Annotated in this window: 11 protein-coding genes; 4 read left to right on the top strand and 7 right to left on the bottom strand. The window is 53.5% G+C overall.

The window, feature by feature from the left end:
• Positions 1-13 precede the first annotated feature (13 nt).
• Positions 14-1,582 carry a family 43 glycosylhydrolase gene (locus FHS18_RS26735; protein WP_183603446.1) on the bottom strand — a complete coding sequence of 523 codons (1,569 nt, stop codon included), beginning with the start codon at positions 1,580-1,582 and terminating at the stop codon, positions 14-16.
• Between the two features lie 200 nt (positions 1,583-1,782).
• Between FHS18_RS26735 and FHS18_RS26730 the strand changes: the two genes are divergently transcribed.
• From FHS18_RS26730 to FHS18_RS26715, 4 genes are all read left to right on the top strand, one after another.
• Positions 1,783-4,044 (top strand): helix-turn-helix domain-containing protein, encoded by a 2,262-nt coding sequence (locus tag FHS18_RS26730; protein ID WP_183603445.1) that lies wholly within the window; start codon positions 1,783-1,785, stop codon positions 4,042-4,044.
• 214 nt (positions 4,045-4,258) lie between these two features.
• Complete coding sequence (locus FHS18_RS26725; protein WP_183603444.1) at positions 4,259-5,215, top strand: ABC transporter permease; 957 nt, start codon at positions 4,259-4,261, stop codon at positions 5,213-5,215.
• A gap of 12 nt (positions 5,216-5,227) precedes the next feature.
• On the top strand, positions 5,228-6,112 hold the full coding sequence (locus FHS18_RS26720; protein ID WP_183603443.1) for a carbohydrate ABC transporter permease: 885 nt from the start codon (positions 5,228-5,230) through the stop codon (positions 6,110-6,112).
• A gap of 115 nt (positions 6,113-6,227) precedes the next feature.
• Positions 6,228-7,760 (top strand): DUF3502 domain-containing protein, encoded by a 1,533-nt coding sequence (locus tag FHS18_RS26715; RefSeq protein WP_183603442.1) that lies wholly within the window; start codon positions 6,228-6,230, stop codon positions 7,758-7,760.
• A 170-nt stretch (positions 7,761-7,930) separates the two neighbouring features.
• Here FHS18_RS26715 and FHS18_RS26710 read toward each other — a convergent pair whose 3' ends face one another.
• The 6 genes from FHS18_RS26710 to FHS18_RS26685 all read right to left on the bottom strand — a co-directional run bounded on the left by FHS18_RS26710 (position 7,931) and on the right by FHS18_RS26685 (position 13,467).
• Positions 7,931-8,686 carry a hypothetical protein gene (locus FHS18_RS26710; protein ID WP_183603441.1) on the bottom strand — a complete coding sequence of 252 codons (756 nt, stop codon included), beginning with the start codon at positions 8,684-8,686 and terminating at the stop codon, positions 7,931-7,933.
• A gap of 166 nt (positions 8,687-8,852) precedes the next feature.
• Complete coding sequence (locus FHS18_RS26705) at positions 8,853-9,401, bottom strand: hypothetical protein (RefSeq protein ID WP_183603500.1); 549 nt, start codon at positions 9,399-9,401, stop codon at positions 8,853-8,855.
• Between the two features lie 191 nt (positions 9,402-9,592).
• Positions 9,593-10,213 (bottom strand): stalk domain-containing protein, encoded by a 621-nt coding sequence (locus FHS18_RS26700; RefSeq protein ID WP_183603440.1) that lies wholly within the window; start codon positions 10,211-10,213, stop codon positions 9,593-9,595.
• A 205-nt stretch (positions 10,214-10,418) separates the two neighbouring features.
• Positions 10,419-10,625 carry a cold-inducible protein YdjO-related protein gene (locus FHS18_RS26695; protein ID WP_183603439.1) on the bottom strand — a complete coding sequence of 69 codons (207 nt, stop codon included), beginning with the start codon at positions 10,623-10,625 and terminating at the stop codon, positions 10,419-10,421.
• A gap of 105 nt (positions 10,626-10,730) precedes the next feature.
• Complete coding sequence (locus tag FHS18_RS26690; RefSeq protein ID WP_183603438.1) at positions 10,731-11,156, bottom strand: GreA/GreB family elongation factor; 426 nt, start codon at positions 11,154-11,156, stop codon at positions 10,731-10,733.
• Positions 11,157-11,433: 277 nt separating this feature from the next.
• Positions 11,434-13,467 (bottom strand): CBM9 family sugar-binding protein, encoded by a 2,034-nt coding sequence (locus FHS18_RS26685; protein WP_183603437.1) that lies wholly within the window; start codon positions 13,465-13,467, stop codon positions 11,434-11,436.
• Between the last annotated feature and the right edge of the window lie 72 nt (positions 13,468-13,539).

The following is a 13,539-nucleotide window of genomic DNA, read 5'->3' as shown; positions in this document are numbered from 1 at the left end:
TTTGCCCCTCCTCCTAGCTGTCAATCGGTTCATAGCTGAACCAGTCGAAGTCTGCTGCTCGCGTATGCGCCGATTCGTCTCCTGCCGCATACATGCCGATATAGGCGCCGGTGAACCCGCCGGCCCGATCGGTGCTCAGAATGGTGCCGTCGGCCGCCTCGACGAGCGGCTGCCATGACGCAGATTCGGACTCGCGCCAGTAGAAGCTGTACCGCTGCCCGTGCGCCTCCGCTCTCAGCACCAGCGTATCGCCGGCGTATGGAACCGCGCCAAGGATGGATTCGGTCCCGTCCTTGCGCTCGATCAGCCGGATGGCCGATATTCCGTCCGCGTTGCCATACTCGATCCTGAACTGATAGTCCGCATTCTGGAGCAGGACAAGCCCTGCCCTATCGCCTGGCTGCTGCGGCGCGAAGCGCATCGCGGTCTCGGCGCGGAAGCTCATATGCTGCTGTCTTCGCCCGATGAAGGACGGATTCTCATGACGCTCGATCGATTCGTTCTTCAGCTTCAGACGGAGCGACCCCGGCTGTTCGGTCAGGCTCCAGAATTCGCCGCGAGGCGTGCGCATGAAGTTCCAGACCGGCGCAAGCTCGGGCTGATCGAAGTCGTCTCTTACCGGCAGCTGCGCCACAGGCGTCTGAGGCAAATTCGGCGCTTCCGCCTCCAGCTCGACGATCCCTTTGCCCGGATTGACGACCGGCCATTCGCGCTCCCAGGCGACCGGCACCAGGAACGTCTCGCGTCCCAAGTTGCGATAATAGCCGCCGTACGGCCTCGAAGCGAGGCACAGCATCCACCAATCTCCGTTCTGCGTCTCGATCAGTTCGCCGTGGCCGACATTGACGATCGGATAATTGCGGCCGAGATGACGATGCGTTAGAATCGGGTTTCCTTTGTAGCCCTCGTAAGGTCCTGCGACCGATTCGCTGCGGGCGATCGTAATCGCATGGGTATGGCCGGTGCCGCCCTCCGCGATCAGCAGATAGTACCACTTCCCGATTTTGTACAGATGCGGGCCTTCCTGGGCATGCGCTACTTTGAGCGCCCCTTGCCAGATGCTCGTCTTCGGCCCGATCAGCCGGCCGCTAGCGATATCCAGCTCTTGCAGCCAGATATCCATATGCTTCGGATACTGCTGCCCTTCCGGCGGCACCCGGTTCCCCGTGTAGTAGACCTTCCCGTCTTCGTCGAAGAACAGCGAAGGATCGATGCCCGGCGCATCGTCCAGCCACACCGGATCCGACCAGCTGCCCGCCGGATCGGTCGCCGTCACATAGAAGTTATGGCATTCCTTCTCGTTATCCACGAATGTCGTAATCATATAATAGAGGCCGTTATGATAGCGCAGCGTCGGCGCCCAGATTCCCCGCGACGGCAAGATGCCGTCCAGATTCAGCTGCGACGGCCGGTCCAGCACATGGCCGATCTGGCGCCAATTCACGAGATCCTTGCTGTGGAAGATCGGCACCCCAGGGTAAAACTCAAAGCTGGACGTGACGAGATAATAGTCGTCTCCAACGCGGATTGCGGACGGATCCGGATAGAAGCCTGGCAGAACGGGATTGCGAAACGTAGCCACTCTTATTTCCCCCTTGACACGGATTTGGATCGAATCGTAAGCCGAGTATAGTTCAACTACAAATCAGAACGTTAGCGCAAACCTGCTTATTTTTCGTATTTTTATACTTTCATGTCCTCATTGCCCGCCTTTCTTGAATAGCAGGTTAACAGGATCAGGAAAACCCGCTATAGTAGTATTCATATAAAGGAGCGATGGCGATGTTCAAAGAGAGGCAGCTGCAAATCCGTTTTTTCATCAGCTTAAGCTTGATCTCGATCTGTTCGGTGCTAGTGCTGGCGACGGCTTTGTACTTCTGGTTCAGGGAGAAAACGATCGACCATGTCAACCAAACAAATGAAAGCGTTCTCTTGAATACAGAAACCGTCTTTACGAAATACATGGATATGGTGCAGAAATATACGATGGGCTTCTATGGCAATCCGAATATAAACACGGTGATGCAAAGCGGGGATAACAGCTGGAGCGATCAGCTGTACGGGGCGCTCAGCCAGGTCCGGGGAACGCTATCGGTCAACGCCTTTCTCGAGAACGCTTATATTATGGGCAGCTCCGAGCCGGTGATGATGTTCGAGAACAACCCGCTGGACGAGACGGCCAAACAGGAATTGTTCAAGCTTGTCTCGGGGAGCGTTATCAAGCAGTCCCCTTTCGTCTGGAACGCGGCGCGCAACGACGGGACCCGCGAATCGGTCATGGTCGCCTTCTATAACGACCGCGCCTTCGATAGCAGCGCGTACAACGGGGCCATCGCGCTCACGGTTAATCTGCGCAAGCTGCAGGCGAATCTGTTCACGGACGAAGGCGGCGACGATACGCGTTATGCCGTTGCGAATCGTGACGGAACGGTCCTGATGCAGAATGGGGCCGCGAACACTGCTTTCGACGAAGAGATGCTGCAGCGCATCGCCGAGGGCACAAGCAAATCCGGCACGCTCGTGTGGGAATCCGAGGAGAGCGGCAAGCTGCTGATCACGTACAGACAGGCGCAAACCGGCGGCCTTTGGTTTCTGTCGGAGACTTCCTATCAGAACAGCATCCGCGATATATCCAATGCGCTCCGGTTCATGACCGTTCTATGCCTCTCGTTAATGGCCGCGGCGGCGGCCGTGGCGGCCTTCGTCTCCCATCGCCTGTATAAGCCGATCGGGACGTTATTCGGCAGCATCCGGAGTCTTCCCGGTGAACGCGCCGCCTTCGCGCATGGCACCGGCTTCGAGGAAGCAAGCCGCGAGCTCGACCGGTTCGCAGAGCAGTACAAGGCGCTGAAGCGCGAGAACGAAGATGGCGCCCTGCTTCGCTGGCTAACGTCGCCTGAACGGGCTGGCGAACAGCAGCCTGCTGCGCTTCCGCGGATGCGGGAAGGGGCCGATCATACGGCATTCTGCGTCGCCGTCCTTCAGCTGACCCGGATGGATTCGGCTGGCGTCCTCCAAGGTGAAACTTGGTCGGAGCTCGTCAGGAGTCTGCCCCAGATCGCGGAGCGGCTGTTCAACGGGACGGTCTCCTGCCGCGCGTTCTTCCCGCACCGCGAAGCCGCCGTGCTGATCGTCAGCGAGACGGAACCCGGCAGTCTTGCCCAGCCTAACGCGTATCGTGAACATTGGGAGCAGCTCGTCTACCAAGTCCGGTCATGGCCGGGCGTATCGTCCTGTTGCATCGGAGTTAGCAGCGCATCCACCGACTCCGGGCGGTTGAAGCAGCTATACGAGGAAGCGAGCGATTGCCTGCAGGTGTTGAAATTTCAGTACCGGGTACCGGTCGGTTACGCGGAAGACCTGCAGCATGCGAGCCGCGAACCACTGCCCGACAATGTAGCGGAATCCGTCCTGCAGGTCATTCGCAATCAGGAACACGAGCTGATTCCAAGAGCGGTCGAGCGTCTATTGGCTGCAGCCGGCGCCTGCCGAGCCGAACAAGCGGCCATCGCCTTGTCGAGACTGGCGGGAGATCTGGAACGAATCGCGGAATCCGGCATGACGGAGAGAGCCGCGCGTCGCGATGTCGTGGAGCACTATCAGCAGATTTGGCGGATGAGGACTTACGAGGAACTGCGGGCATGGCTCGAGCAGCTCTGCGCCCAGGCCTACGAACGGATGAAAGAACTGAACACGGTCCACACCAGACACGTAGCCGATGAAGCGATCGCCTACATTCGCGCGCATTACGGCAACCCGGCTCTCTCCCTGAACAGTCTTGCGGAGAAACTAGCGATCAGCCCTTCGTATCTGAGCAAACTGATTACGGAAGCGACGGGGGCAAGTTTCCCCGACTTCGTCAATTGGGTGCGGCTCGAACATGCGCGAGACATCCTGACGACGGAGCTTGAGCTGGACATCAAGGAAGTGGCGGAACGGTCAGGCTATAACAGCAGCACCTACTTTACGACGTTATTCAAAAAGCGTTATGGCGTCACCCCGTCCAAATGGCGGTTGAGCCATATTTTGCAGCAGCGTAATTAATCCCATTGCCTCCCCCACCCCTCTCCCCGTCAGCTTCGGCTTTCGGGGGTTTTTGTTGTTCATTAAGGCTTAAAAAGGCTGTAACTACGGCCTTTTTAAGCTTTTTTACTTTTTTTAAGCTGCTTCAAGGGGCGTTAATTAAGCGTTTTCACTTTGTGATGGCGCTTACATTGCGGCGACGATATGCTCAAATCAAAAAAGGAGTGTGTCCCCGATGTCCGAAGAAGCCTTGCGGCTGGAACGAACGGCCAGGCGCAAAAGACGGTTCAATACCCTGCGCAGCGACTATCCTCTATTCCTGCTGGCGCTGCCCGGCGTGATCGTGCTCATCTTGTTCGCGTACTTGCCGATGAGCGGCCTCATCCTCGTATTCAAAAATTACAATTACAACGGCGGCATATTCGGCAGCCCTTGGGCGGGATTCGATAATTTCGACTTCTTCTTCTCGAGTCTGGACAGCGCGATCCGCGCGACGCGCAATACGGTCATGCTGAACGTCCTGTACATGCTGACCGGCACGTTCTTCTCGGTAGCGATCGCCATTATCTTGAACGAGCTCAGGAGCAAAGGATTCATTAAAGTGACCCAGAGCGTCATGTTCTTCCCGCATTTTATTTCGTGGATCGTCATCGGCGCGATTCTGTTCTCCCTGTTGGATTTCGATAAGGGACTGGTGAACCGTCTGCTCGAGTGGACCGGACTTGCACCTGTCGACTGGTACGCCCATCCGTGGCTGTTCGTCATCGTGCTCGTGCTCGCCAACATCTGGAAGAGCGCCGGCTATGGCGCCATCATCTACTACGCCGTGCTCCAGGGGATCGACACTTCCTATTATGAAGCGGCCAGAATTGACGGCGCTTCCAGGATGCAGCTCATCACGCGCATTACGCTGCCGCTGCTCATCCCATCCATTATTCTGCTGACGCTGCTCAGTATCGGCGGCATGCTCAAGGGCGATCTCAGCATGATTATGGGCGTTACCTTCCTGAATCCGCTGCTGCTGCCGACGACCGATATTATCGACGTGTACGTCTACCGGACGGCGATCCGTTCGGGCGAATTCGGCTTCGCCTCGGCCATCACGCTCTATCAGTCCGTTTTCGGACTTGTGCTTGTTCTGATCGCGAACAAGCTGGCCGGCTGGTACGACAAGGAAAGTAAACTATTCTAGGAGACATGTGAGATGCCCAATCAAGAGAACCGAACGCTTATCGCCTTCTTTTATCTATGTATCGGCGTATTCGCCCTGATCTGCCTGGCACCCTTCGTGCTTGCCGTCTCCGGCTCCCTGTCGACGGAATCGCGGCTGGCCGCGGAAGGCTACTCCTTCCTCCCCCGTGGGTTCACGCTGGAGACGTACACTTTCATGTTCGGATCCAAAGCCGAGCAAATTCTGCGGGCGTATATGACTTCCGTTATCGTCACCGTGCTCGGGACGGTGTGCGCCGTGCTCGTCACGACCGCCTTTGCGTATGTCATCACGGCTAAGGGCTTCCGCTTCCGGAATTCCTTCGCGTTTCTCGCTTATTTCACGATGCTGTTCAGCGGGGGCACGCTGCCTTGGTATATTTTGTGCACCAAATACTATCATCTCGACGATACGCTGGCCGGTCTCTTCGTCCCTTATCTGATGAACGTATTCTTGATGTATCTGCAGGCGAACTACTTCAAGAGCATTCCGCACGAGGTGATCGAATCCGCGCAGATGGACGGCGCGGGACACTTCCGCATCTTCTTCCGCATTATGCTGCCGCTCGGCCAGGTCGGTCTCGTGACGATCTCGCTCTTCTACGCGCTGCAGTTCTGGAACGATTTCTACCTGCCGCTGATGCTCGTCTCGGACGAGAAGCTGTATACGATCCAATACATGATGTATTACATGATGGCCAACATTCAATATCTCGCATCGGGTACCAATGCGCAGATCAGCGGAGTGACGATCGCGCCGCCGCTCGAATCGGCCAAGATGGCGATGACATGCCTGACCGTGCTGCCGATCGCGGTGCTGTATCCGTTCCTGCAGCGGTATTTTGTCCGCGGTATTATCGTCGGTTCCGTAAAAGGCTGACGAACGAAGCTTGTCCACGGTATGATGGTAAAGGTGACCGGAGCGATACGGATCAGGCATACCTTCATGCCGCTTGACAATAGAAGCAAGATCATACGAATCGGAGGGTTATGACATGGTCAAAACAAGGGTCTGGTTAGGTTCGGCATTATCGGCAATGCTTCTGTTATCCGCGTGCAGCAACAACAACGGCGGTTCGGCGGGAGAGCAGACGGCACCGGAAGAGACGGCCGCGAACGGCAGCAATGAAAGCGCTCCGGAGGGCTTGAAGCCGGCTAAGCTGAAGATCGTGCTGTACGGCGAGGAATCCAACCGGATGAAGGAATTGTCCAAAGCGGAGTTCAATGACATCATCAAAAAAGAAATCAATGCCGAGGTGGAATTCCAGTTCCTGCCCTGGACCGAATACGGCGGCGGCAAGACCGATCTCATGCTGTCGACCGGCGAGGATTTCGCCACGTACACCGACACGAACTACATGGTCAAATCGGTGGCCAAAGGATTGTACGCCGATTTGACGCCGTATATGGACGGCGCGGCTGCCGCGGATACGAAGAACACGGTCGATGAAGCCTCTTTCAAAGCGTTCCAACTCGGAGGCAAGCAGTACGCGGTACCGGTAGGCAACAAGCCGAACTCGGCGGAATTCTACAGCGTCTTGGCCCGTCAAGATTTGCTCGAGGAGGTCGGCATGAGCGCAATTACTTCCCTGGCCGAGCTGGAGCAGTTCTACGATAAGGTGCATGAGAAGCATCCGGATCTGGTCGGCTACGCGGCAACCGACGCCCGCAGATTACTGATGTACGAATATACGGACAAGAATCTGTATTGGCTGAACGACTTCCTGGCGGTGGACGAAGCGGCTAAGGACGATCAGATCATCAGCTGGTTCGAGAGCGAGGAATTCAAGGCATACGCCGAGATTATGCGAGGCTGGTATTCGAAGGGCATTATTCCGAAATACGCGGCGACCAACTCGCCTCAGCTCCAATCCGACTGGAACTCCGGCAAGGCGATGTTCTGGGCTGGAACCGCGGCACGTCCGTTCGAAGGCGCGGCCGCCATCACGCAGGCCGTTCCTACCGCGAAGCTGACGAACTATTTTCTAAGCAAAGATCTGCCGAATATTAGCCGGGGCACGTACAGCACCGCCTGGTTCGTATCGGCCAATGCCGCCGATCCTGAGCGTTATGTAATGTTCTTCAACCTGCTGCAGAAGAATCAGGAATTGTATGATCTGTTCGCCTACGGTCTTAAGGATACAGACTACACGATTGATGAGAACGGCCGTCTGACGCGCAACACGACCGATGAGCTGATCCCGGATTGGCTGCTCATGAATAAAAATTTCATGCGCTTCGATAAGTCGGTTCCGGACGACTTCATTGCGCAGTACAAATCGTGGGACGACGGCGCCATCATCTCCAAGGCGGCCGGCTTCAACTTCGACAATACGCCTGTGAAGAACGAAGAAACGAAAATGAACGGCGTCTTCTCCGAGTTCTTGGCGCCGATCGCGAGCGGGTTCCTGGATTACGAATCGAACTTCCCGAAAGCGCTTGAGAAGCTGAAGACGGCCGGCCTGGACAAATACATCGCCGAGTATCAGAAGCAGTTCTCCGAATGGTATAAGGCGAATCAGCCGTAAGCGAGAATGACGAATAGAAAAAAAGAAAGCCGGCGACTTATGCGCAAGTGCATAAGTCGCCGGCATTTTCCCCGTTCTCATCCATTCGGATGCAATCAGCGGATACCGTTGTATGACAATTGTTGGACATAGGAGCCGTCATTTTCGCGGATCTGATAAGCGATTCTGATCTACCGCAATTCACGGATCGAGAAGATATCCCGGAAGTCGTTCATATGCTCATGATGTTGGTACACGAAGCGATCAATGTCCAACTCGATATCTAGCGGTAGCTCTTCATGAATCTGCTCAAGCGTTGCGTATAGGTTGTCGATCTCTTCCTTGCTCAGCTTCTCGAGCTTGAAGTAGGCTAACGAAACATGCGGTACATAATCACCGTTCTCCGGAAATAGCTTATTCATCCGGTTGTACAAATCCATTAATATCGTATAGTCCCGTTCGGAAGCAGGCGCGTATTTGACGCTCGCCACATCTTTTCCGTTCGTGCTTGCGCCCAAGGAGCGCATTCGGATGGACTGTCCGCCGTATTGTTCGGCGATGAGCCGAAATGCTGCAGCAATTTCACCTTCGCGTTTATCGACATCCGCTAGAACCGCTTGAACTCCGCCCGGTGTATTGTTCTCATTGCTGAAACAATGGATGGTGAGGTGAAAAGTTTCGGGCAGAAGCGGGACAAGACGACTCCCGAGTTCCCTCAGCAACCGTGTCTGTGCGGCTTGGCACGCTTCTCGATCGGGCAGAGATAATCGGATGACGGATGTGCTGCCGCGAAAATGATTCATTTGTCCATCCTTCGTAATCTTCTTCGGCAGACTATTCGAGATGACCCATTCCTCCGGCCGCTGGCTCATATCCCGAATCCGCTTCTGTTCTAGAAAAGATACATAGGTTTCGTAATCGGAAGTTACATGCGTTAGATCATTCACGTCGGGTACCCCTCTTCCCTTACCAAATTTCCCTTAAAAAATACCATATAGCCTAGTCTTTGTGTTTTAATTCATTGTGAAGTGAGGTTGGGAGATTAGCTTCTGATAACCGCCGTTGAAATAACAAAAAAGACCCGCTTGATTAGCGGATCTCAAATTGTAACCATCATTTGCCGACCTTCTTTGGTTCTCGCGGCCAGATGAAGTACGTCACCGTTATTAAGAGATCGATTCCGACGATGATCGACCACAGCCGAAGCACGCCTCGAATCGCTTCTGTCCGCTGCGGATCATCAATGTAGAGAATAAGTCCGTACAGCATCCCGGCACCGATAGCAAAAGCGATCACATGCCGGATCCAGCCCTTGAAATAATGACGGGCGTGGTCCATCCCGTACCGTTTGGCTGGTTTATCCCCTTGCTTGGTGACATAATAGCGGAACCGTTCATCCGCCCACTTAATCATGCTTGATCCGAAAGCGAGCGAGACGCCGATATAGACGCCAGCGAGGGCGTGCGCGACGGTTGCGGTGGCTCCCCGGTGAAGATCGATGCTCGTCGTGACGAGCAGGAAGATGTCGATGACAGGGGTTAACGCCAGGAAGAACAGCCCCAGTTTCTTGCGTCCGAACTTATAACGGGCAATAAGTCCAATAAGAATGACGACCCAGAAGAGGACTTCGCTTGCGGCGATGGCCCAAGCAACCAGACTCATGTTCATTCCCCTTTCTCCTCAATTTTCATGGAAGGATAAGGAAATTATAGCACCTCGTGTTTAAACTGTACAAAGAGAAAATCAGTTGGAACGGATGAAATCAAATACGGCCCGCTTCTCCATCTTTTAATGAAGAAGCGGGCCAAGATCCGAGATAGCCGGTATTAAGTTTTGAATAATTAGTTCTACCATCATTTAATCGTAATGCGGAAGTAATAGTCTTTGGCCATCTGTTTGGTCACGTCTTCGTGGGCCATCTTGATGCTATAAGGAAGGCGGATCTTATCGCCGATCACGAAGTCCGTATACGTACCCGCTTTTGTTTTGAGCAGCTTCGTTTCGCTCGTCAGCACGGTCTGGTCCTTATTGAGCATTTCCATCACGATGACAGGCGGACGCGATACATCCTTGGTTAACGTGTAAGCGAAGTCTAAATTAATGCCGCCCAAAAAGTACGCGCTGTTCATCGACGTAATAAAATCATGTTTCCCTTCGGTCGTCAAAATCTCGACCGCATCGTTTTTAATAAGCGGATAATCTTCTTGCGGCACCGTGATGGCGATCGTATTATTCTGTCCGTCCCATTTCGCCTCATAGCCAAGCGACTCGCTGACCAATCGAAGCGGCACATACGTTTTGCCATTGTACGTGATTGGAGCATCCGCTGGCGTGCCGATCATGCGTCCTTCCAAAAGCAGCGTAATATGCGGGGCCAACTGAGCTTTAATCTGAGTACCTGCCGCCGCCCATACGGTGGCGGGCACGAGTAGGCCGGCTGCGATAATAATCCCCGTCATCCAACGTTTCTTCATGTTTCGTCCCCCTATGACTTCAGCATTTGCAACATGTACTATTTTCGTTGAATCTTCCAATCCGTCCCAGAGACTTTCTAGCTAATTTCACAGACAATAAATGACAGAATCGAGTTTTCTGTGTCAAATTATGGCGAATTATGCAATCTGGACGCAAAGATGGGCTAAGTTCGATATCGACCCTTAGCCCATCTTCGTTACGTATTTAATTTGCGGTAGTAATGACTTTTGGCAGCATTCTCATGTTGCCGACCATCTCGGACTTGCATAGCGGACATCGTGGTTCGGTTACGAATGCCATGCTCTTTCTCATCCAGCAACCGCATTTGATGTCGCTGCACTCCCACACGTCCGTCTCATATAACGGACTTTCCTTGGCTTGATATTTTCGATCTAGTCTACTATGGCTCATCGTAGATACTACCCCATGATCTGATTAGATTGTTAGTCGACGAAACGAAACGCATATCTTACCCTCCGGATCAAAATACTTCTGACTGTCTGCTAAAATTACACTTTACGAGAACGTAATTTGATTTACGACGTATTCGCACTCTCCATCGGGAACCGTTAGATTAACGTTCGTATAGATGGGGGCTAGCAGCAATTGCCTGCCAATTGGAGATAAGAACGAAATATGGCCAGCATCCACTTCCGAGTTGTCGGGAAAACAAATTTTATAACTCTCCAGCGTGTTTAACTGAGTATTCATTATGGTTACGGTGCTATCAATAATGACAAAATTTAAGCGGAAACCCGAATCATGCGTTAAAAAGAAAAGAAGTTTTTCTAATCGATGCACATAGCGCTCCATAAGGATTGCGACGGACCTACGTTCCTCGTAACCGGCTGGCAATGGAAAATGATCTAAAAAATCAGTTTTTGATTCTTCTAAACGAACAAGCTGCTGTAAGATTCGATCTCTCATATCAAAGTTATTCATGTTGGCCTCCTTGCGTTTACTTGAACCATGCAGCGCGCATTCTTTTCCAATCCAAAGATGCAATAGCGTAAAACTGCCGGCTTCGCTTGAACACCCCCTAGCTATGCGAATGACTATACATTAAATGTAAAATTCTCTAATCAAGCACAAAGGCATTCCGACCGGAAAAATAGTCGGAATGCCTTTGTTTACCTGATTCACGTTCAACGTATAGCTTACGCTCATTATGGCATCGCACTTGTTAAATGTCAACAAAAGTGGATACTGTTACCTTGTGCTACTGCTGAACGAAGAACCACTGTTCGGAGGACCACGCGGTATCGGACGGTACGGTCGTTCGGTCACAAGTTACGTATCCGAGCTGCGTTTCGTTATTGATGTAGCTATTATTCGACGCGCTCTTGATCGATTTGGCCGTAGTCGTGGCGGACGAGCTCGCGATTGTCCAGTGGCTCGTGGCGTCGCTTGCCGCAATGGCCGTACTCTCGACGTTGGTTGCTCCGTTCTTAATATGGATGTATTCCCCTGTCGCTTTATTGCGGATCCGCGTATAGCCATTATAGGTTTCCAAGCTCCACAAATAGGCATCCCCGGCGCCGTTGCCGTAATTGACCCTTGTTCCGCCATCGTAGAGGAACTGGATATCCTTCCAACGGTTTTGGATTTTATAATACGTAACCGCACCGCCGGTCGGAGTTGCGGACAGCACGGCATCGCCGAAGCCCGAAGTATCCGTCCAGTTCATGATCGTGCCGTTCCAGACGAGCTGGCTATCGCGGGTGCCGCCGTTATCGTCGTCGTTGATTCCGATATCGAAGCCGATCGTCGCCCCGCTGGTCGGCGCAATGCCCAGATTGCTCCAAGGGATCGCGAGCTCGACGCTGTAACCGCCTGCTATTGGCGCCCAGCCGTGCAGCACGCCTGAAGTATTGTTGTTTTTCTCGAAGAGAGCGGCGTTATTATACCCTTTCATAAATTGACGATCATTGGCTTCATAGGCGGTAGTATGATTATGACCGGGATCGATGTAGATCTCTACGGAATCGTCCTCCCAGCTGTTCGCCGAATCCTTATATAGATTGCCGTCAAGCACCTTGACTCCGACATACAGGTAGCTGTTATTCCACATGACGTCGTAAGCAGCGGTATTGTTCGGCGTACCGCTTAGCCCCTTGCTTACGCTCGTATCCACAGTCCAACCGGATTCATTGAGGTTGCCGTCAACCGTAATCGCGCTCGTGACGTTAAGCGCTGTTACCGTGGAAGATGGCGAGGCCGGCGGGTTGCTTGCAATCATGTTGACGACCGTGGCGTGAGCAGGCTTGAGCGTGCCGTTATGGCGGACGATTCCGAAGAAGTCTTCAGGGTCGGTAACGTCGGTGCCCAAATCCTTATAAGCGTACATCAAGTACGGACCGCCTGCGAATGGGAACGACTTCCAGATCTCGTAGGCGTCCTCCATATATTGCGCTTGCTGCGCCTCGGTAACGCCGTTCGTCGCGCTTGTCGGATACCCGTTCTCGGTTACCCACAGTTTTTTGTGCCCGTCTCCGTTGGCAGCCATGACATCGTATAATTCAGGCGTCTTTAACAGCCAGTTCCAGTTGGTCATTACCGTCGGGTCATTCGGCCAGGTGTAGGGATGTACGCCTAAGGCATCGAAATAATTTTTTCCTCCATTTGCGTAAATGCCCGTGACATAATCCAACATGGACCAATGCGTGCCGTTAGTCGCAGCCGGAGCAAGCCCCGTTGTCACCACGGTCACGGTCTCTCCCAATTGGGAAGCGGCCTGGCGAATGCCGTTCGCCCCCGGAATCAGAATCTTCGTGACATAATTCGCTGGCGAGAAGCCTTGGATATTCGCTTCGTTCCACATTTCATAGGCCGTGATCCCTTTCGGGATGTAGCGAAGGCCGAGGTTATACACGAAGTTGCGGAAATCGGTCGGGTTCATCGTAGACGGCGAACCTGCCCACCCGGTAAGATGCGAGACAACGGGGAGAATGCTTAAGCCTTTCGCGAGCGCGGCATCCACAACCCGGTCCGTCTGAGACCAGTTATAGGATCCGGAGCCGCCGGACTGAACATAGGCCCAGCTGAAGTCAAATCGGATATATTTAGCCCCTGTGGCCGCAATGCCGTTCAACCAGGCGTTCATGTCCGCTTCGCTCATCGTAAGAATCGAATACCCCGTAGCGAACCCGAAATTCGGATTCGCGGCGGCAGCCTCGGCTCTATTCGGGACAAATGAAAAGAAGGACAGGCAAAGAACGATAGCGAGAAACCAACCCGAAATGCGTCTAAACATCAAACCAACTCCTTCGTATATGGATGATGCCGCTTCCGAAGAAAAGGGGCCTCCCGCTGACAGCTGCAAAAG

It is taken from the genome of Paenibacillus phyllosphaerae (assembly GCF_014192105.1).
Lineage (GTDB): Bacteria > Bacillota > Bacilli > Paenibacillales > Paenibacillaceae > Paenibacillus_Z > Paenibacillus_Z phyllosphaerae.
This window is presented reverse-complemented; position numbering and strand designations above follow the sequence as displayed.

Excerpts from the sequence above, each read along its gene's own strand:
- FHS18_RS26720 (WP_183603443.1), top strand. The coding sequence starts at position 5,228 with ATGCCCAATCAAGAGAACCGAACGCTTATCGCCTTCTTTTATCTATGT.
- FHS18_RS26725 (WP_183603444.1), top strand. The coding sequence starts at position 4,259 with ATGTCCGAAGAAGCCTTGCGGCTGGAACGAACGGCCAGGCGCAAAAGA.
- FHS18_RS26685 (WP_183603437.1), bottom strand. The coding sequence starts at position 13,467 with ATGTTTAGACGCATTTCGGGTTGGTTTCTCGCTATCGTTCTTTGCCTG.
- FHS18_RS26715 (WP_183603442.1), top strand. The coding sequence starts at position 6,228 with ATGGTCAAAACAAGGGTCTGGTTAGGTTCGGCATTATCGGCAATGCTT.
- FHS18_RS26690 (WP_183603438.1), bottom strand. The coding sequence starts at position 11,156 with ATGAATAACTTTGATATGAGAGATCGAATCTTACAGCAGCTTGTTCGT.
- FHS18_RS26730 (WP_183603445.1), top strand. The coding sequence starts at position 1,783 with ATGTTCAAAGAGAGGCAGCTGCAAATCCGTTTTTTCATCAGCTTAAGC.
- FHS18_RS26705 (WP_183603500.1), bottom strand. The coding sequence starts at position 9,401 with ATGAGTCTGGTTGCTTGGGCCATCGCCGCAAGCGAAGTCCTCTTCTGG.
- FHS18_RS26700 (WP_183603440.1), bottom strand. The coding sequence starts at position 10,213 with ATGAAGAAACGTTGGATGACGGGGATTATTATCGCAGCCGGCCTACTC.
- FHS18_RS26695 (WP_183603439.1), bottom strand. The coding sequence starts at position 10,625 with ATGAGCCATAGTAGACTAGATCGAAAATATCAAGCCAAGGAAAGTCCG.